Here is a 17,930-nt window from a genome sequence, read left to right as displayed (position 1 = left end):
CTGTGATTACTAAAACAAAAGTATGGATTTTGGGATAACGAACAAGTTTACAAGGCTGTGGCCATACGCTGCGTTTTGGTAGCGACTACGAAAGTCTGTACGAACTTCTCATTACCGTCAGTTAACTCGAAGGTGTATTGGCCATCTTTCATCACCGACAGATCGAAATTTTTGTGGTAGCGCTTGTAGACCAGTGTCTTTTCGGCAAAAATAATATTCTCCTTCTCATCCTTAATGCGCACCAGCACACGGTCGGTTTTGGGATATTTATAGCTGAGTTCGAATTGCATGGGTTTTACCTGCATTACATAAAAATCGGCAAAGTAGGCATCATGTCCGGTATTGTTAACCTTTTGTGCGGAGGCATTAAAGGCACCGAAAAGAAAGATGAGTACGAAGGAGTAAAGGATTTTCATAGGAGTGAGGCATTAGGTTTATCAAAATATTTCTATTTTATTAAATCTTCCATTCTCAGAACATAATTCTTTAAATCGATATCATAAAAATACATTATATCGAAACACCATCCAATAACCAAATATAACAACACTCGAAAGTTATTTAAATAACTATTTCCGCTCTTGGCAGGATACCACAAAAATACCCAGCACTATGTACTTTATTTAAATAATACAATTCACAGGTGATTCCAAATAAAATGCGGGGAGATATCCAGGCGGGACCTGTCACTCCTGCAAGGCAGAGGTTTTCCAGCCCAGGCTAAAAAATACAGGTGAATGCGAGAAACTTAACCCTGATTTATTATTTTCGCAGCATCGAAAGCTATTAATACATTCCGAATATGTCTGAAACATCACATACCGAGTCCACTTCGCTGCCAACCTTTGCTTATATCGCGGCGTTCATTATCCTTTTTATCATCCTGGCAGTATTTGGCGACCTGTTCGTATTCATTCTCGGAACCATCGGTCTGGTCGTGACTTTCGCAGCGTTTTACAAAGACAACAGCCACGACGATCATCATTGACGATAGGCTCGAGAGGGCATAATCATATTCAGCGAACGGCCAGCTCGGGAAGGACATGAACGACTTCCCAATAGAGCTGGCCGTTTGCTTTGTTTACAGTCCAGCTTTCTTCCATTACACAGGTATCTTCCAGGTCGCGGTATTCGGCGATCAGCTTCTCATTCCGCAGCACCAGACGTACGAATCCATTGTAACCTAATGCCCGTCCTTTGATTTCTTTTCTGATCCGGGTGTCGTAGTAATCGATCTTGTGCAGTTCCCCAGCATCAGCCGGACCAACTTCCACAGGGAGTCCGCCATGTCCGATGCAGCGCCCGTATGCCTGCGGTCCCTTGCCATTCCGGTCGAACCGGTATGCTACCAGGCGATGGTCGTGCCCCCAGATCCAGACAACAGGCCTTTGCGCATCCCCCATAAGCTCCTGCAGTTGCTCGCCAGGCCGTGCATATTCTTCCCGAAATGCCGACAGATAAGGATGGTGGCTCAGAAACACAAGGCCACGCGTATCGAGCGGGTCACCCAGCTTTACAACGTCGCGCAGCCATACCACCTGCTCTTTCCGCAAATGACAATCCGGGGGCGACAGGATTTCAAAAAACGGCCGTCCAACGGAGGTATAACCCGTGTCGATACCGACAATCCGCCAATAATCGTTTTCCAGACAGAAAAAACCAGCTTGCTGCGTCTTACGCACCTCACCCACCTGCGCATACATTGCGGGGAGCAAGTGCTGAAAGTATGCATTGCCATTGGAATACATTTCGTGGTTTCCCGAAAGCGCCAGACTGCCCGAAGCACCATAGTACCAGGAAGCATAAGGGGCAGTGAAGTTGTCCTCGACCTCCTTAGGCGTTCCCACGAAGTAAATATCACCCATATGTACCGTGTAGTCGGGTGCATGACGTGCCACGAGGTTGGCCACTGCGTCGGATTCGGCCGTATCACTTGCCCAGTCCGAAAGTAATGCGATGCTGATCTCCTCCCTCGAAGTAACGGAAGATTGCAACGGGTAAATACCGGTATCATCGTTTCGCGGGTAGGCCTGATACGGATGCCGCGCACCAAACCGGCTGCGGAGATAATGCCAGGCAAAACCGACGAGGTTCGTTTTGAAAAATTCCGAAATGGCATTGCTGACCGAAGACGTCTGCTGCACCCGCTTTTCATACAGTTCGAGCTGGGTTTTCGCATGGTTCTCCGCCTCACTGTGGCCGAGATCAAGGTATTTCTGTGCGCGTTCTTCCGAGCTTCCGGGCATGGCAGTCCTTTGTGTAAATGGGTGTGGGTGGTAAATAAAATAATAACCGGCTTAACGCCAACAATCGCCGGACGATTTTATTGAAAGTCAGGCACACTCAGATGTCACTGACCGGTACATTACCGTTGGTTAAATAATTGCTTACCATGTTGACAATCGCATTACTTACGGCTACCTTTCACGAAATTTTTATCAACCACCAAACACAAAAATCGAATGAAAAGAATCGCTATTATCTGTATGCTTTTAGTGGCGGGCAAATTCGCCGCTGCACAAACCATGGTTGCTAAGCAAATCGCAGACTGGGAACGCGCGAAAGCCTATACCAAAGAATACCTGGACGCAATGCCGGACGATGGCTACGCACTGAAACCGACACCGGACATCCGCTCGTTCGCACAGCAGATGGATCACATCGGCGATGCAAACTACGCGTTCATTTCCGCGGCGACCGGCAAAGCAAAACCAGAGGGATCTCTTGAAAAAATGGCAGACCAATCCAAAACAGCCGTTAGCAAAGCAGTTCTGGACAGCTACGATTACGTCATCACATCGTTGAAAGGAATGACCGATGCGGATTTTGCCAAGGAAGTGAAGGTATTCGGGATGGATATGAAAGCCGGTGCTGCTTTTGAGAAAGCATTTGAGCATCAGACCCACCACCGCGGGCAATCGACGGTTTACATCCGTTTGAAAGGTGTAAAACCACCGCAGGAGAAATTGTTCTAATCCAACGAAAGGCCGATCCATTTTAGATCGGCCTCTTTTTTGTCATCAGCCCTGCCCTGATAGCTTACTTTTCAGATTATAGAGATTCAATGCAAAGAAGCTGTAAACCTTCATAAAAAAAGGTGGGATGATAAAATCGCGGATCACTTCTTTTTTCCGCTCCGGCGAAGGCTCGGCCATCGAGAGGTATTTCACTGCATATTTCACCCTCGGCCAGTAAGTATCGCCGTATTCCCTCGAAAACAGCATTTTATAGTAATATGTCGCGATGTTCTTTTTCAGGCGGTCGTGGTATTTGTATTTCAATTCCTTATCGATATTGGAATACATTTCAATGCGGTTGAAAAGAAAATCCTTTCCATAGTGGTTGTCCGCAAAGCTGGCCCCTCCCCTTTGTTTCCGGTATACCGACATTACCTCATCGATATAGCCGATCGGCCCTCTGGTGGCCAGCATAATGTTGCGGGGAATATCGCCGCTGGTTGAGCGATTTGTCCATTCCGGATCCGGGTTTTTGGCAAAATCCTCTCTCCGGAACATCAGGCTCGATGTAGCGATAAAGCAAAGCTCGTCCTCCCCGATCAGGTCATCGACCGTAAACTCCTTCTTATTAATCCAATTGACAAGGTGCGGCGGTGCTGCATTGTCGTCGTAGACCACCCTCGCATTATGGAAGCAGGCCGAATAATGCGGATTAGCATCCATCATATCCACCTGTTTTTGCAGTTTATCCGGCACCAGCAGGTAATCGTCGCCGTCAAACTGAGCGATATATTCACCCTTCGCGGCTGCAAAAGTCGCTAGTGCATTAAACTTCCCATTGAGTCCCAGGTTTTTAGAATGCAGCAAAAGCCTGATTTTATCGGGGAAACGTTGCTGGTAATCGGTTAATATCGCCCGGGTGTTGTCTTTTGAAAGATCGTCGCCCACAATAATCTCGAAATCAAATGTAGTCTGCTGCATCAGGATCGAATCCAGCATTTTCGCTACAAATTTCTCGTGGTTGTAGGTGACTACACACACGCTCACTTTTATCATAGTCACTGTTTCATTGAATAAGCGGAGTCGCTTGGCACAAATTTAGTTGAATTCTCCTCAAAATCTGAGCCCGGCTACTTTACGGTTGTTTTATCGGACAACTTACGGGCACATAACGGCGATGCCTTAAAATAAATTCGATCCGAAATGAATCCTGCAACCTGATCGTTTAATTTTGGTACCGTTACCCATAAAATGCCATTCGAATGCTTGCGTCCCCTACAACCGATAAACACCCCATATTCCGCAAACCGCAGATCTTTAACCGATTCCCCGAACTCGTTACCGCCGAAAGCACCCGACACGGCGGAGTAAGCACTGGCTATTATTCGTCACTGAACCTTGGCGGCTCACAGGATACTCCTGAAAATATCATGCAAAATAACCTGATCTTCTTCACGGCGCTCGGCGTCCCGTTCGAAACCGTAGCCAAGGCGCATCAGGTACATGGCACCGATATTGTCACGGTGACCAAGGCCGATCGTTTCGAAGGCTTCGATGCGCTCGTGACCAATGTTCGCGGCATTCAACTGGCGGTCACCGTCGCCGACTGTACGCCCATCCTGATTTACGATCCCGTGACGGGCGCTGTGGCGGCTATTCACGCGGGATGGCGTGGCACCGTCGGCGGAATCGTCGAAAAGACGGTAGCTACAATGCAGACTAATTACGGCACCAGGCCCAGCGACTGCGCTGGCTATGTCGGCACGTGCATTGATGAATGCAGTTTCGAGGTAGGCGACGACGTTGCCCGGCATTTTACGGAAGGCTACAAGCGTTGGGATGAAAGTGCCGGTAAATTTTTCGTGGATCTGAAAGCCGCCAACCGTGATCAGCTGGTAAAGAGTGGCTTAAAACCCGCAAATATTGAAGTATCCCCGTATTCTACGGTTCTTCACAATCACGACTATTTTTCACATCGTGCCGAAAAGGGATTTACAGGCCGGCTGCTCGTGACGATAGGTCGCATCAGCTAACCCCCAAAATCAAAACGACCGGCAACGGCGTACCGCTGCTGGTCGTTTTGAAATATGCCCTGACAATTATACGTTCTCCGGAGCAGGTGCGGACGCTTCCGTTTTCGGAGCAGCTGCCGGTTTTGCAGCAGGTTTAGCAGGCGCCACTTTCGGAGCAGCCGCTTTTACCGCAGGTTTCGAAGCGCTCGCTTCTTTGCCCACCGTTGGCTTAGCGGGTGCTGCTACCGGGACTTTAGATGAAGCTGCCGCCACCAGCGCCGCGACTTTTTCCTTTTTCTCAGCTTTGGTTTTCTTTCCTTCTTTTTTGTCTTTTACTTTTTTCTCCGCGTTTTTGGCCTCTTTGGCTTTTTTCTTGAGAGTTTCCTTTTCAAACTTAGCAACTTTCTTAGCTAGTTTGGCAGCCGCTTTCTCGATCGATTTCTTTATTTTTTTCGAGCCGGCAGTGACTGCTTCAATTTTTCCGGAAAGTGTCTCAGCAATCTCTGTCGATAACTTCTTGGTAGCGGATTTCATAAATCTGATATTAAGAATTTCATTAATGATACATGGAGCCTGGCCCCGAAAAGGGGCTATAAAGCGTCAAAATTGCCGTGAGACAATAACCTACAAATACCCATTATTAATTTATAAATAGCAAATTTTCCGTATTATTTTTATGTTATCTTTCTCTTTAAAAAATCCCACAACACGATTCCCGCTGATACTGATACGTTGAAAGAATGCTTGGTTCCGAATTGCGGAATTTCCAGGCACCCGTCGGATTCTGCGATCGCCTCGTCATCTACCCCTTCTACCTCATTCCCGAACACAAACGCATAAGGCGCCGCTGGATCCGGCTCGAAATTTTGCAACAGCACACTTCCTTCTGCCTGTTCCACGCACCAAACCTTGTAACCCTGGGATTTTAGCATTTTTACGGCAGAAGCGGCATTCGGGCATTTTTCCCAAGCCACCGACATTTCGGCACCCAAGGCGCTACGGGTGATCTCGCGATGAGGCGGCGCTTGCGTATAACCGCAAAGCATTATTTTCTCGGCCCGCAGCGCATCCGCCGTCCGGAAGAACGAGCCAATATTGTTCAGGCTCCGGATATTGTCCAGGACGATCACAAACGGAAATTTTTCCGATTCTTTAAATTCGTCGACCGACAGACGGTCCATTTCATCTACACTCAGCTTACGCATGAATTTCACTCGATTGATTTCATAAAAAAAGGTTTCTGCACCCCGTACAGAAACCTTTCAGATATGGTAAGAATAAATTACTTGATCTTGGTGATCAACTCCACGATGTTCTTAACACCCAGCTTTTCAAAAATACGGGCTTTGTAAGTACTAACGGTAGAGAGCTGCAAGTTCAGTTTTTCCGCAATTTTTGCCGTTCCCAAGCCTTCCTTCAAAAGGTTCATGACGTCGGTCTCACGAGGCGAAAGGCTCACGATCGGATCCGGCATGTACTCTTTCGGGTTGATGAGGCGATTGATATTCATTTGCTGCATATCTTCGCTCATGTACTTCTTATTATTCAGGACGCTCATAACGGCGGTTTTGAACTCTTCTTCCGGCGCATCTTTCGATAGATAACCGTCGGCGCCCGCTTGCAGGTACATGAGCCCGTAGAGTTGCTCATCATAACTAGAAAACATCAGGATTCTAACGCCTGGTGACTTAGCGCGGATGGTTTCGACCATCTTTGTCGTATTGCCGCCTGGAATATTGATGTCCAGGATCAGAAGGTCATAAGCCTTTGTCTCAAGTTCCTGAAGAATTTTATCAAAATCGTCAACATCCGAAATAGTTGAATCCGGAATTAGTGATTTGAGGAGGTGTTTGGTACCGATTCTTACCACGGCGTGGTCTTCGGCAATCAGTATGTGTTTCATGGATGGGTTGGGTCCAATGGATGTAAAAAACTACTGGTGTCAAATGAATCCGGACAATCAATTTCCAGCCTGATGATTGCCCTTGAATTGAAAATCCTGATTACCAACCAGTACAACGTTTGTACATTCTGGTTGAACTGATTTGATGAATTAACAAAAATAGTAATCAGCATTGTATTAAACATAAAAAATATCAAATTAGTATATCAATAATTATCAAAATCCTTGATCTGAGCACATTTAACACACATCTTATAACTTTTGGGTCCGATAAGTAATAATTTTACACACACTTCTCTTTGCTCCTGGACCTACGACGACATCGTCGTGGAGGTATTTCCAATGTCCGAAGCCCCCTTCCCTACTACTATTCCGTCGCTCTTTTTCCGTAGGGAACAACTCGCTTGTCAGACTTCTGACCTAATTTATTCATTTATTCTTACTTCCAACGAGTCCCGGGACATTTGGGCCGTATTTCACTGCCTTCCAGGCCCTGATCACTGGTTATCACCACCCTTGGCCCCTTTTGGAGGCATTGCCACGTCGGCCCTTTGCCGCATGGACCACCTGACGTTCTTTCTCAAATGCGTCCGCGAGTGGATAATCCGCAAGGGAGGAAACAGGTTGACCATTAAAACTGCTCCTTCCTGCTACGACCCGGTTGCTCACGAACTTTGCCATCGCAGCTATCTCACCGCCGGTTTTTTCCCCAATCATACTTATTCTAATCATTATATTCCTATTACCAATGCAGGTTTTGAGCAAATTATTGAGCCAGCGGAGTGTCGGCGATTAGCCAAAGGCAAAAAGAGTGGGTTGTATATCAGGATGAAAACCGGACCTTGTGACACACAGACGACAGTGACACTCGGTGAATGCTACCGTGCACACGGTTATAAGCTGCCTGTTACACCGGAGAGAATTGAAGCCATCATCAGCTGTTCACCTGAAAATTACCTCTCCCTGACTGCCTGGTATGAAGGACGACCCGTAGCCGCGGCATTGATGGTACGTGTAAACGATACCGTGCTGTACCATTTTTTGTCCGGTTTTCTGCCCGAATTCCGTTCACTCAGCCCTTCGGTAATGCTTTTTGAAGCAGCCTACCAATTTGGCAGGGACAACGGGGCAAGAATCCTGGACCTCGGTATATCGATCGACGATCTTGGTAATGAAAAACCGGCCCTCGCCCGCTTCAAAAAACGTATTGGAGGTATCGAATGCGAGAAAATTATCTACGCAGCAAACCTGTAATATTTTTCCAGATGTGCCGGCTTCAATCCTTTTGGAATATTGGGGAAATTCTTGATCTTCGTCTCGTCATATACCTATGGTTACTTCATTTAAACTATGAGCCTGGCTCGCAGGGCTACCGTCCTCCTCTTCATCATTTATTTCAATTCCATAGCATATGCCCAGGTCGATCTTGAACGTGGATTGGTCGGTTGTTACCCATTTTCGGGAAATGCCAAAGATTATAGTCCGATTGCGAATCATGGCCGTGTATCAGGAGCCAAACTAACTGATGACCGTTTCGGGAACGCTAATTCCGCCTACGAATTTGACGGATTCGACGATATGATCGAGATTAGCCCGGATCATTTGCAGCTCGATAATTTCACCTACTCGCTTTGGGTTAACCCTAATGCAGTCCCGCCCCCTACAACCGCCATGTTCCTGTTTTCGGTCGGAAGCGACTATGGCGATCAGCATGTTCTTTTTGGTGACCATTATTCAAATGACCGGCATACGGGTTTCTCGCACGGGTCCTATCTGGGTGTTGCCGACAATATCCTTTGCTCCGGACCGTCGGTAGAGCCAATCAAACAATGGTACCATCTTGTGTTGATCAGGGACGCCGATAATTACACTTTCTATGTCAATGGACGGATGGTTTGTTCCAATAGCGCCAACGGAAAAAAGGCATTCTATGGAGTGAGTACGGTGCGTGCTATGATTGGCGCACGGAATAATTATGGCCAGGCTTCCAGTGCCCGTATCGATGACATTCATCTTTACAACAGGCCTTTAACCAAGGACGAGATCGACGCATTATATAAGGGCCCGAATATCCCTTCCGTACCCGCAACAGGCCAGCTAACCCTTGATAACAATCAAATATGCGCCGGAGAGAGCGTTTCCCTGAAAGTTGTTTCCAACAAACCCGGCTCGGTTTTTAAGTGGAAAGTAAATAATGTTGCGCAATCCGAATCTTCATCGGCGTTATCACTAAAAACTGAAGAAAGAACTTCCGATTATCAGATAGATGTCAGCGTGACGGTAGGTTTCGACTCAACCTGTTTCACTCAACCTCTTCCGTTTGAATTAAATAAAACGCTTGAAATCAAGAATTGCGTTAACCCTCCGGAAGAAGAATCCGGTCTGTGGGTACCGGATATTTTTACACCCAACCATGACGGCAAAAACGACACCTGGAAAATTTACAATGCCTCAGGGGTGGAAGAACTGCGCATTTACATTTTCAACCGGTGGGGCGAGGTGATCTACTATTCGCAGGACTACAAGAAAGAATGGGACGGCAGGTACCGAAACGAACCAGTGCCTTCCGGTAGTTACCCGTTCCGGATACTATCAGGAGACAAACTGATCAAGCAAGGCAGTCTGATGGTGGTTTACTAAATCTGGCGGTTCAAATCCCCAGTCAATTCCCGTCGCGGTAAAGCGGGAATTCATAACCTTTTGCTTACAGTACGCAAATACACTACATTAGCGCCCAAATTTTTCCCGTCCCGGCACAAAAACCGACCAGTCTAATGAAGTTAAAGACGATCAAGACAATTCTGCGTCATCCTTTAAACCAGCAAAATAAACTCTCTGCTTTGATGACCTTCTTCAAGAGAGGGGTAGTCATTCGTTTGCATCATCATCCGATGGTTTATCCATTTCTCGAGAACACTTCGCTGGTGGTAGAAAAGGGCATGTCCAGTGCCGAACTTCAGATCTATACGGGACTCTACGATCTTCATGAAATGCTTTTTCTCACGCATTATCTGCGTCCGGGCGATACTTTTGTCGATGTTGGCGCCAACGTCGGGGTTTATACCTTATTGGCGGCAGGCGTTGCCGGTGCCAATGCGATCTCATTCGAACCCATCCCATCCACATTTGCCAAGCTGAGCCGAAATGTTGCTTACAACGTATTGACGGACCGGGTGGAATTACGTAATCTTGGAGTAGGCGACAAGGAGGAGACTTTGGTATTTACAAATAACCTGGATGCTACCAACCATGTGGTCAGTGATGAAAACGAACTGGCGGGCGCTACCACGAAAGTGCCTGTCGATACGCTGGATCACCTTCTGACGGGCAAAAAAGCCAATTTCCTGAAAATCGATGTGGAGGGTTTTGAAGCAAATGTGATCAACGGTGCGCCGGGCACGCTTGGCAGCCCGGATTTGAAAGTCATTATTATGGAAACCAACGGCCTTTCGGACCAATACGAATTTGGCCAGAATTACCTACATAATAAGCTATTATCCCTGGGATTTGCCCCATACAGCTACGATGCATTCAAAAGGACGCTGCAGGAAATTTCTACAACGGGCACCCAGAACACCATCTATCTGCGAGACCCCGGTTTTGTCAAAGAACGCATTCAAAGTGCGAGGAAGATCCGTTTCCGCAACATGCTTATTTAAAGCGTCGCTTTACATTATCGAAAATCGCCTCTATTTCCTGCGACACGCTCAATTTCAGAATCAATATTGCAAATACAAGGCACAAAAATGCGGACCTGAGTACGATGACGACCATTGCCGACCACTTTGATAGTGCGTAATCGGGTTCCAGGTAAGTAGCTAAATAAAGCACAGCCAACACCAGAACAACTTTTAAGGTCCCTCTTGAAAATGGCTGGACGCCAAATTTCCGCCAAACCAAGATTAATCTTGAAAGCGAGTAAAGAAATGTGGTGATCATGGTGGCAAGTGCCGCTCCTATGAATCCGTAATGCGGAATAAGTAACACGTTCAATAAAAAGCCCAAAACAGCCGACCCAATGATAAGGTAAGTGGAATACCTGAAAAATTTGGAATAAACGATAATCTCTGTGTTGAGGCCCGTTCCTGTATCAAACACTTTCACCAACGCGAGAAAAAGAACTACCAGCTTCCCTTCCTTATAAGTATCGCCCTTCGGGATAAGATAAAAAATCTCATCGATACTACTCCATATCAATAAGAAAATCAGCCCGCCGGTTATCAGCTGATTTAATGCCGATTTACTGTTGATCTGCTGAACATATTCATAGTCTTCCTTGCCGAGGGCAGTGGACAGCAGAGGAATAGATATTTGTGAAATTGCCTTTTTGGGTATTTCGATTACTCCGGCAATGTAAGCGGCAATAATAAATATCCCGGTTTGGATAAGGCCACGTTCTCCGGCTAGCATGGAGCGGTCTATAAATAGCATGAGATTCACACCTATCCCACCGAAAATTGTAAAACTGCTGTAAGCCATCATATTCCGAAACAATGGCCAGGTAAGAATCTTGGAATTAGGTTTAACCCAATACCATTTTCCAAGCTTACGGATATAAATAATCAGCGAAACAAGAGCTAGTCCGTAAGACGCAATCAACAGCCAAAGCATGAGCTCAAAGCTGATCCAGCCAAACCCGAATATCAGAATGACCAGTATATTCGCCAGCCGCAAAAACACTTCCCGGATGAAGTTGGGTACGGCAATCCTCGAATTATTCCGGCAATATGCCTCCAGTACCGCTAGGTAAAGCCAGAATAATGTAAAAGGAATGACCAGGATATGGTATTTAATTAACAGCGGGGAATTTTCAGCATAGTACTGCTGAATCCACGGGGAGCATAAGAGATAAAGAATTGTAAACAATATCCCACCCGCAAACGGAAGTCCCAGGAGGAACGGCAATATGCCATTATGCCCCGACTCGTCGTCCCTGAATTTGCTGAAAAATTTATCCGCGATAAAAGGAGTACCTAAATGAGCAAAAGCGGCAAAAAGTAAGCTGTTTTCAAAAAGAAGGCGGGTCAAAGCAAGTTCTTCTACCGAAAGGAATTTGGTAGAAACATACATTTGATTAATAATCCCAATTCCAACTCCGATATAAGAGCCTACCCCGGCCTTTAAACTTTGTCGTACAACAATTCCCACATCAATCTATTTTAGGTACTTCTTTTTAATTATTTGCACGATGCGGTCAGATGCAGAGCCATCCCATAGTGCGGGCAAAGATGTTTGTTTCTTCTCCCCGTTTATAACTTCATTTATAATATGCATCGCATTAGCGACGTCCAAACTACCTGCAAGCCGGTTTGTACCTTCCCCGATGGTCGACGGGCGTTCCGTGGATTTTCTGAGTGTTATGCAGGGAACACCCAAAAAAGTGGTTTCCTCCTGCACGCCGCCGGAATCAGTAATGACTAAATCAGCATTGGAAATGAGGCTGATAAATTCGATATAGCCCTGTGGTGGTAGCAAGCGAAGCCCTTCAATTCGTTCGAGCCGCGTCCAGATGCCCTGACTGATCAGCTTCGATTTTGTTCTGGGATGGACCGGAAAGACCACTGCCTTGAGTTTAGAAACAGCTTCTGTCAATTCCGCCAGTAACATGAGTTCTTCGGGTGAATCTACATTCGACGACCGGTGCATCGTCATGACGAAGTAATCCTTTTTCTTCAAGCCCAAATCGTGCATTATCGAAAGCTCCGAGGCTCTTTCCCGGCAATGGACCAGCGTGTCGATCATCACATTACCTACAAAATGAATTTTCTCCGGCCCGATACACTCACTTTGTAAGTTTTTTACCGCCAATTCCTCCGAAACAAAAAGCTCGTCCGACATTTGGTCGATAAGTATCCTGTTGATTTCCTCGGGCATTGTTTTGTCGCCGCTCCGCAGCCCGGCCTCTACGTGGGCCAGTTTGACCCCTTCCTTCGCGGCAACGAGCGCACACGCCAAACTCGAATTTACGTCACCGACCACGATAACCATATCGGGAGACTCGGTTGAAAGCACCTTTTCAAATGCCAGCATGATTTGGGCCGTCTGCCCGGTATGGGAACCGCCATGTATACCCAGAGAAAAATCCGGATCGGGCAACCCCAATTGCGTCAGGAAGACCCTGTACATCGCATCGTCGTGATGCTGACCGGTATGAACCAGCCTTACAGAAAACTCCGGATATTTTGCAAAGGCTCTGTGCAGGGCCGCTACCTTTACAAAATTGGGCCGCGCGCCCATCACGCATAGTATCTTCAACGACTTCGATGACGGTTTCCTGCAAAGGTAGCACAGTTTAACCACCAAAACTCACCGCCCTGACTTTTACTACTTTCGTATTTATTGTGATTTAGAAACGATTCGGCCTACTTTTGCAACAAGAAAACCGACTTATGAGCTGATGCGCGTCCATGCCCCAATCGTACTTTTTTGCTATAACCGCCCTCAGCATTTGCAACAGACTGTCAAGAGCCTGCAAATGAATACGCTTGCGGCTGAAAGCGAATTGTACATTTATTCCGATGGACCGAAGCACACACAGGAGGCAGAAGCTGTGCGTGAGGTACGTGACTATATCTCAGGAATAACAGGCTTCAAAAATGTAACGATCTTCGAATCCCGACAAAATAAAGGGCTCGCTGCTTCTGTGATTGAAGGCGTCAGCGCTATTCTTGCCAAATATCCGAATGTGATCGTCCTCGAAGACGATATGCTGAGCACAACGGATTTCCTGGCATTTATGAACGACGCGCTGAACGTTTACGCGGATCGCAAAGATATTTTTTCGGTAACCGGTTACACACCGCCCATTGACGTTCCGGAAGGCTATCTCCACGATCTCTATCTCGTGCCACGCGCCAGCTCATGGGGCTGGGGCACCTGGGCTCACAAATGGGCGAAGGCTGATTGGCAGGTAAAGGATTTTCCTGTGTTGAAAAACAATGCGGCCCGCCGTCAGGAATTCAACCAGGGCGGCGAAGATCTCTGGCCAATGCTCGCCAAGCAACAGCAAGGCGTGATCGATTCGTGGGCCATTCGCTGGACCTATTCGCAGTTTCAGAACAAGGCATACGGGCTATATCCTGTGCATTCCAAAATCAAAAACATCGGAACGGACGGCAGCGGTACTAATTTTACATTCAAATCGGGCGAGTACGGCCATGAAATGGCTGAGGGCGGTGTGACAATGCCTTCCGATCTTATGCCTGATGAAAAAATGATCCGCGCGTTCGGGGATTACTACCGGTTGCCATTCCTTTTAAAAGTTAAAAACCGGGTCAAATACGGCATTTGACCAACTATATATATGTACTGGCTTCGCTACCTGCTTAAAGAACCTTATCACGCGCTCGGCTCCGTCCGGAACCGGGAGTTTATGGCGCTGCTGCTTAAATACGGCAACCGCGAGCGTTACAAGCTGACAGAAGTTGCATTTGGCGGGTTCAAACTGACCGTACCCGATACAATGTCGTTTCTTTGGCAGCATAAGGAAATCTTCGCCGACGAGTTTTATTATTTTGAAAGTACCCAACCTCAGCCCGTCATTTTCGACTGCGGTGCCAATATTGGAATGAGCGTTCTGTATTTCAAAAAGTTGTTTCCCAAAGCAAGGCTGCTGGCGTTCGAAGCTGAACCAGCAATCGCCTCGCTGCTGCGCCAAAACCTGGAAAACAATGGCATTGCCGATGTTCAAATCATTGATAAGGCCGTATGGACTAATGAGGAAGGCATCTGGTTCGGCAGCGAATCAGCGGATTCTTCTTCGATTTACTCAACCGCTCAAAAGCGGAAAATCGATTCGGTTCGTTTAAAAGACTTCCTGGACAAGGAAAGCCGCATTGACTTTCTGAAAATTGATATTGAAGGGGCTGAAATCGACGTGTTAAGCGATTGCCGTGGCTCGCTGACGCATGTGCAGAATCTTTTCGTAGAATTCCACTCCTACATCGGCAATGCGCAGGGCCTTGCGGACGTGGTGAAGGTTTTTGAAGAAAATGGCTTCCGGTATTATGTGGATACCAACCAGCATCGCCTCCGGCCTTTTGTGAACCACAAATATCGCGGCAACAATGTGATGGACCTGCAATTGAATATCTTCGGCTGGCGCGAATAAGCGGCTATTAAAGCCGCGAATCCACCATTTCCTGTGGCAATACCGATTTCAAATCGAATATCACTGAATCCGGCGCGGTAAATTCGCTGAACTCCATTAAGCGGAATTCCTGATGCGCTACGGCCAGAATAACTGCCTCGTAAGTGTCGGCAGGCTTATCCAGCAATGCGATGTGGTATTCTGCCAGCACCTGCTCGCCCGATGCCCAGGGATCGTGTACTTCCACTTGCATTCCAAAATCAGTCAGCTCGCGGTAAACATCGATTACGCGTGTATTGCGAATGTCAGGACAGTTCTCTTTGAAGGTAATGCCCAGAATCAGCACACGACTCCCTTCAATCTTATGTCCTTTGCGGATCATGAGCTTCACCAGCTTGTTAGCCACAAACACCCCCATCATATCATTTACCCTGCGGCCGGAAAGAATTACTTGCGGGTAATAACCCAGCGACTCCGCCTTGTACGCCAGGTAATACGGGTCCACACCAATGCAATGTCCGCCCACAAGCCCCGGCTTGTATTGCAGGAAGTTCCATTTCGTAGCAGCAGCTTCGAGCACCTCGGTGGTATCGATGTTCATGCGGTCGAAAATCAGTGCCAGCTCATTCACAAATGAGATATTGACATCCCGCTGCGCGTTTTCGATAGCCTTCGAAGCCTCTGCTATTTTGATGCTGGAAGCCAGATGTGTGCCTGCCTCGATCACCGACGAATACAAATTATCGACAAACCGCGCCGTTTCGGGCGTCGATCCTGATGTCACTTTTTTGATTTTAGTGAAGGTATTGATCTTATCTCCCGGATTAATGCGTTCAGGTGAATATCCGCAAAAGAAGTCCTCATTGAATTTCAACCCGCTTTCCCGTTCCAGCACGGGCACACAATCGTCTTCGGTACAGCCCGGATAAACCGTCGATTCATAGATCACCACATCGCCTTTTTTCAGCGTCTGCCCGATTACCTGGCTGGCTTTCAGCAAATGAGTAAGGTTGGGCTTTTTATAATGGTCCACCGGCGTGGGGACGGTTACGATAAACACGTTACAACCGTTCAACGCCGTTTCGTCCCATGAAAATGTGAGGTTAACCGCCTCGCGCAAGTCCTGCCGTGAAATTTCCTTGGTGGTGTCGTAAGCGTCTTTCAGCTCCTGCACACGCCTTTTACTGATATCAAAGCCGGTTACCGGGTATTTCTTACTAAAAGCCACAGCCAGCGGCAAACCGACATAACCAAGTCCGATAACGGCAATTCTGACATCTGATCCGGGTAGCATTGAAAGGTACATGAATGAATGTTGGACCATAAAACTAGGCATATTTCGGCCTACCAAAAAATTATCGATAAGTGAGTGACCAAAGTGGAAAGTGAGCGTATTTCATTAAAGTGGTCACAACTATCATTGTTAATCATTATGGAATTACTGGTTGTTCAAAACAAAGTTTATACACTGCGCGGAAGCAAAGTGATGCTGGATTTCGATTTGGCTGAACTCTACGAAATTGAAACCAAGGCCTTAAAACAGGCCGTCAGGCGTAACATCGAGCGTTTCCCCGACGACTTCATGTTCGAGCTGACAAGGGAAGAGTACACATCTCTAAGGTCACAAATTGTGACCTTAGAGAGAGGGAAAGGCAGGCACTCCAAGTATCTGCCATTCGCTTTTACCGAGCAAGGCGTAGCCATGCTGTCGAGCGTTTTGAGCAGTTATAAGGCTATACAGGTCAATATTACGATCATGCGCGCATTTGTGAACATTCGCCAGCATTACCTGGATTCAAAAGAGTTACAAATGCGGATCGATAAACTGGAAGACGAGATGCACGTTAAATTCCAGGACATTCATCAGGCGCTTAGCTACCTGTTGGAATCACCCAACCAGGAAAGGAGTCCGGTAGGTTTTAAACAGAAAAACAATCCCTGAACTAATGCGCGTAGGGATTCGGAGGGAAAATGTGCACCTGAAAGCCTTCCTGCCGCATTGCCGCCATCACCTGCTCCGAAGGCAGTTTCTTGAAGATTACCGCGCAGAGCACTTGCGAGGGCATTAGCGAAGCTTTTACCAGGAAATTGTGCAATGCGAGTTTGCGCTTGATCTTCCTGAATGCCGCCGACGAATCGTCCGCCTTTTCACGCCCATAGGACGGGTGATAATAGTTATTGTTAATGCCTTTAAATGCAACTGCCGGCAGACCAATCCCATTTGCAAGCTTATCCATTTCGCGTTCCGACAATTTGAAAACGTAGTTCCCCACCGTTTCGAATGAATACCTGTTTTTCCAGTACTTCTGCAATGCTTTGGTATCGAAACGGTCGAAAATATTCCTCATAGCGAGCAGAAAGGGCATTTTCGAAATCGGGTCATGAGGCTCTACCAATATAACAGCCTCGCGCGCCACCCGCAACATCTCGTACACGCCCAGGTACGGGCGCGGGAAGTGGTGGTAGGCTTCCTTACAGAAAACGTAGTCGTAGCTATTGTCTGCAAAAGTCAGATGCTCTACATTTTCAATCGCATATTTTTCAATAAATCCCCTTTCTTTCGACAAAGGCAAAAAAGTACCGGCAATATCGCTGGCGGTCGAATCCAACCCTTTCCTGTAAAAATGATTCGCATCGAACCCGTAACCGTCCCCCACCGTAAGCCACGATTTCTTTTCCTGCACGAACGGATTCGTCAGTTCCAGCATGCGCTTGTGAATCCAGTGATTAATGGTCTGATTTGCATTGTCATACTCCCAAAGCTCGATGACTTTGTTTTTCGCCTCCTGCGTTCCAAATTGCAATTCATACCATTCCGAGTGCGCCTCGTGGCTTCGTTTTTCGCTTGACATGTTTCCGGGTTACTGATTCGGCGATAAAGATAGTTTCATCGAATAAAAATTATTTAAAGGCAGAACTATTAATTTTACCCATCTAAAAAAGGATATCCTGCCAAACACGAATTATCG

General features: G+C 47.0%; 19 protein-coding genes. 9 read left to right on the top strand and 10 right to left on the bottom strand.

From position 1 onward, the window contains the following. Positions 1-47 precede the first annotated feature (47 nt). The gene (locus tag AAHB90_RS29265; RefSeq protein ID WP_342088850.1) at positions 48-416 is read right to left on the bottom strand and encodes a hypothetical protein; all 369 of its coding nucleotides are present in this window, start codon (positions 414-416) and stop codon (positions 48-50) included. A 386-nt stretch (positions 417-802) separates the two neighbouring features. Here AAHB90_RS29265 and AAHB90_RS29260 point away from each other — a divergent pair, with 386 nt between their 5' ends. Next, positions 803-988: a hypothetical protein gene (locus AAHB90_RS29260; RefSeq protein WP_342088849.1), complete on the top strand. Its 186-nt coding sequence runs from the start codon at positions 803-805 to the stop codon at positions 986-988. A 28-nt stretch (positions 989-1,016) separates the two neighbouring features. On the opposite strand, the gene AAHB90_RS29255 is transcribed toward AAHB90_RS29260, so the two are convergent. Beyond that, the gene (locus AAHB90_RS29255) at positions 1,017-2,246 is read right to left on the bottom strand and encodes a metallophosphoesterase family protein (protein WP_342088848.1); all 1,230 of its coding nucleotides are present in this window, start codon (positions 2,244-2,246) and stop codon (positions 1,017-1,019) included. A 216-nt stretch (positions 2,247-2,462) separates the two neighbouring features. Here AAHB90_RS29255 and AAHB90_RS29250 point away from each other — a divergent pair, with 216 nt between their 5' ends. Next, positions 2,463-2,975: a DinB family protein gene (locus tag AAHB90_RS29250; RefSeq protein WP_342088847.1), complete on the top strand. Its 513-nt coding sequence runs from the start codon at positions 2,463-2,465 to the stop codon at positions 2,973-2,975. A 45-nt stretch (positions 2,976-3,020) separates the two neighbouring features. Here AAHB90_RS29250 and AAHB90_RS29245 read toward each other — a convergent pair whose 3' ends face one another. Beyond that, a complete protein-coding gene (locus AAHB90_RS29245) occupies positions 3,021-4,013 on the bottom strand; it encodes a glycosyltransferase family 2 protein (RefSeq protein ID WP_342088846.1) in 993 nt (330 codons plus the stop codon). Positions 4,014-4,219: 206 nt separating this feature from the next. Between AAHB90_RS29245 and pgeF the strand changes: the two genes are divergently transcribed. Further along, positions 4,220-4,990 (top strand): peptidoglycan editing factor PgeF, encoded by a 771-nt coding sequence (pgeF, locus tag AAHB90_RS29240; RefSeq protein ID WP_342088845.1) that lies wholly within the window; start codon positions 4,220-4,222, stop codon positions 4,988-4,990. A gap of 66 nt (positions 4,991-5,056) precedes the next feature. Here pgeF and AAHB90_RS29235 read toward each other — a convergent pair whose 3' ends face one another. From AAHB90_RS29235 to AAHB90_RS29225, 3 genes are all read right to left on the bottom strand, one after another. Beyond that, entirely contained in the window at positions 5,057-5,503 is a 447-nt protein-coding gene (locus AAHB90_RS29235) for a histone H1/H5 family protein, HCT subfamily (RefSeq protein ID WP_342088844.1), read from the bottom strand. A 140-nt stretch (positions 5,504-5,643) separates the two neighbouring features. Further along, positions 5,644-6,174 carry an RNA methyltransferase gene (locus tag AAHB90_RS29230; protein ID WP_342088843.1) on the bottom strand — a complete coding sequence of 177 codons (531 nt, stop codon included), beginning with the start codon at positions 6,172-6,174 and terminating at the stop codon, positions 5,644-5,646. Between the two features lie 77 nt (positions 6,175-6,251). Then, positions 6,252-6,872 (bottom strand): response regulator transcription factor, encoded by a 621-nt coding sequence (locus tag AAHB90_RS29225; protein ID WP_106599727.1) that lies wholly within the window; start codon positions 6,870-6,872, stop codon positions 6,252-6,254. Positions 6,873-7,430: 558 nt separating this feature from the next. On the opposite strand from AAHB90_RS29225, the gene AAHB90_RS29220 reads away from it, so the two are divergent. The 3 genes from AAHB90_RS29220 (at position 7,431) to AAHB90_RS29210 (ending at position 10,531) form a co-directional block, all read left to right on the top strand. After that, positions 7,431-8,126, top strand: a complete 696-nt coding sequence (locus tag AAHB90_RS29220) for a GNAT family N-acetyltransferase (RefSeq protein ID WP_342088842.1) — start codon at positions 7,431-7,433, stop codon at positions 8,124-8,126. Between the two features lie 96 nt (positions 8,127-8,222). Next, on the top strand, positions 8,223-9,512 hold the full coding sequence (locus tag AAHB90_RS29215) for a LamG-like jellyroll fold domain-containing protein (RefSeq protein ID WP_342088841.1): 1,290 nt from the start codon (positions 8,223-8,225) through the stop codon (positions 9,510-9,512). 203 nt (positions 9,513-9,715) lie between these two features. Next, entirely contained in the window at positions 9,716-10,531 is an 816-nt protein-coding gene (locus AAHB90_RS29210) for an FkbM family methyltransferase (protein WP_342088840.1), read from the top strand. On the opposite strand, the gene AAHB90_RS29205 is transcribed toward AAHB90_RS29210, so the two are convergent. After that, complete coding sequence (locus AAHB90_RS29205) at positions 10,524-11,942, bottom strand: lipopolysaccharide biosynthesis protein (RefSeq protein WP_342088839.1); 1,419 nt, start codon at positions 11,940-11,942, stop codon at positions 10,524-10,526. The two genes, AAHB90_RS29210 and AAHB90_RS29205, sit on opposite strands and share 8 nt — an antisense overlap. An 84-nt stretch (positions 11,943-12,026) precedes the next feature. Then, on the bottom strand, positions 12,027-13,127 hold the full coding sequence (gene wecB, locus AAHB90_RS29200) for a non-hydrolyzing UDP-N-acetylglucosamine 2-epimerase (protein ID WP_342088838.1): 1,101 nt from the start codon (positions 13,125-13,127) through the stop codon (positions 12,027-12,029). A gap of 142 nt (positions 13,128-13,269) precedes the next feature. On the opposite strand from wecB, the gene AAHB90_RS29195 reads away from it, so the two are divergent. Beyond that, on the top strand, positions 13,270-14,163 hold the full coding sequence (locus tag AAHB90_RS29195; RefSeq protein ID WP_342088837.1) for a glycosyltransferase: 894 nt from the start codon (positions 13,270-13,272) through the stop codon (positions 14,161-14,163). A 12-nt stretch (positions 14,164-14,175) separates the two neighbouring features. Continuing rightward, positions 14,176-14,982 (top strand): FkbM family methyltransferase, encoded by an 807-nt coding sequence (locus AAHB90_RS29190; protein ID WP_342088835.1) that lies wholly within the window; start codon positions 14,176-14,178, stop codon positions 14,980-14,982. Positions 14,983-14,989: 7 nt separating this feature from the next. Here the strand turns inward: AAHB90_RS29190 and AAHB90_RS29185 are convergent, their stop codons facing one another. Further along, on the bottom strand, positions 14,990-16,255 hold the full coding sequence (locus AAHB90_RS29185; protein WP_342088868.1) for a nucleotide sugar dehydrogenase: 1,266 nt from the start codon (positions 16,253-16,255) through the stop codon (positions 14,990-14,992). A 138-nt stretch (positions 16,256-16,393) separates the two neighbouring features. Between AAHB90_RS29185 and AAHB90_RS29180 the strand changes: the two genes are divergently transcribed. Beyond that, positions 16,394-16,903 (top strand): ORF6N domain-containing protein, encoded by a 510-nt coding sequence (locus tag AAHB90_RS29180; protein WP_342088834.1) that lies wholly within the window; start codon positions 16,394-16,396, stop codon positions 16,901-16,903. 1 nt (position 16,904) lies between these two features. Here the strand turns inward: AAHB90_RS29180 and AAHB90_RS29175 are convergent, their stop codons facing one another. Further along, positions 16,905-17,813, bottom strand: coding sequence for a class I SAM-dependent methyltransferase (locus tag AAHB90_RS29175; protein WP_342088833.1), 909 nt, complete (start codon positions 17,811-17,813; stop codon positions 16,905-16,907). Positions 17,814-17,930 lie beyond the last annotated feature (117 nt).

This window comes from Dyadobacter sp. OTU695 (genome assembly GCF_038440355.1).
Classification (GTDB): domain Bacteria; phylum Bacteroidota; class Bacteroidia; order Cytophagales; family Spirosomataceae; genus Dyadobacter.
The sequence above is the reverse complement of the archived record's forward strand: the minus strand, read 5'-3'. Positions and strand labels throughout refer to the sequence as shown.

Excerpts from the sequence above, each read along its gene's own strand:
- AAHB90_RS29210 (WP_342088840.1), top strand. The coding sequence starts at position 9,716 with ATGACCTTCTTCAAGAGAGGGGTAGTCATTCGTTTGCATCATCATCCG.
- AAHB90_RS29225 (WP_106599727.1), bottom strand. The coding sequence starts at position 6,872 with ATGAAACACATACTGATTGCCGAAGACCACGCCGTGGTAAGAATCGGT.
- AAHB90_RS29250 (WP_342088847.1), top strand. The coding sequence starts at position 2,463 with ATGAAAAGAATCGCTATTATCTGTATGCTTTTAGTGGCGGGCAAATTC.
- AAHB90_RS29260 (WP_342088849.1), top strand. The coding sequence starts at position 803 with ATGTCTGAAACATCACATACCGAGTCCACTTCGCTGCCAACCTTTGCT.
- AAHB90_RS29235 (WP_342088844.1), bottom strand. The coding sequence starts at position 5,503 with ATGAAATCCGCTACCAAGAAGTTATCGACAGAGATTGCTGAGACACTT.
- AAHB90_RS29255 (WP_342088848.1), bottom strand. The coding sequence starts at position 2,246 with ATGCCCGGAAGCTCGGAAGAACGCGCACAGAAATACCTTGATCTCGGC.
- AAHB90_RS29245 (WP_342088846.1), bottom strand. The coding sequence starts at position 4,013 with ATGATAAAAGTGAGCGTGTGTGTAGTCACCTACAACCACGAGAAATTT.
- AAHB90_RS29215 (WP_342088841.1), top strand. The coding sequence starts at position 8,223 with ATGAGCCTGGCTCGCAGGGCTACCGTCCTCCTCTTCATCATTTATTTC.
- AAHB90_RS29205 (WP_342088839.1), bottom strand. The coding sequence starts at position 11,942 with ATGTATGTTTCTACCAAATTCCTTTCGGTAGAAGAACTTGCTTTGACC.
- AAHB90_RS29175 (WP_342088833.1), bottom strand. The coding sequence starts at position 17,813 with ATGTCAAGCGAAAAACGAAGCCACGAGGCGCACTCGGAATGGTATGAA.
- AAHB90_RS29230 (WP_342088843.1), bottom strand. The coding sequence starts at position 6,174 with ATGCGTAAGCTGAGTGTAGATGAAATGGACCGTCTGTCGGTCGACGAA.
- AAHB90_RS29190 (WP_342088835.1), top strand. The coding sequence starts at position 14,176 with ATGTACTGGCTTCGCTACCTGCTTAAAGAACCTTATCACGCGCTCGGC.
- AAHB90_RS29220 (WP_342088842.1), top strand. The coding sequence starts at position 7,431 with ATGGACCACCTGACGTTCTTTCTCAAATGCGTCCGCGAGTGGATAATC.
- AAHB90_RS29180 (WP_342088834.1), top strand. The coding sequence starts at position 16,394 with ATGGAATTACTGGTTGTTCAAAACAAAGTTTATACACTGCGCGGAAGC.
- AAHB90_RS29265 (WP_342088850.1), bottom strand. The coding sequence starts at position 416 with ATGAAAATCCTTTACTCCTTCGTACTCATCTTTCTTTTCGGTGCCTTT.
- AAHB90_RS29185 (WP_342088868.1), bottom strand. The coding sequence starts at position 16,255 with ATGCTACCCGGATCAGATGTCAGAATTGCCGTTATCGGACTTGGTTAT.
- AAHB90_RS29195 (WP_342088837.1), top strand. The coding sequence starts at position 13,270 with ATGCGCGTCCATGCCCCAATCGTACTTTTTTGCTATAACCGCCCTCAG.
- pgeF (WP_342088845.1), top strand. The coding sequence starts at position 4,220 with ATGCTTGCGTCCCCTACAACCGATAAACACCCCATATTCCGCAAACCG.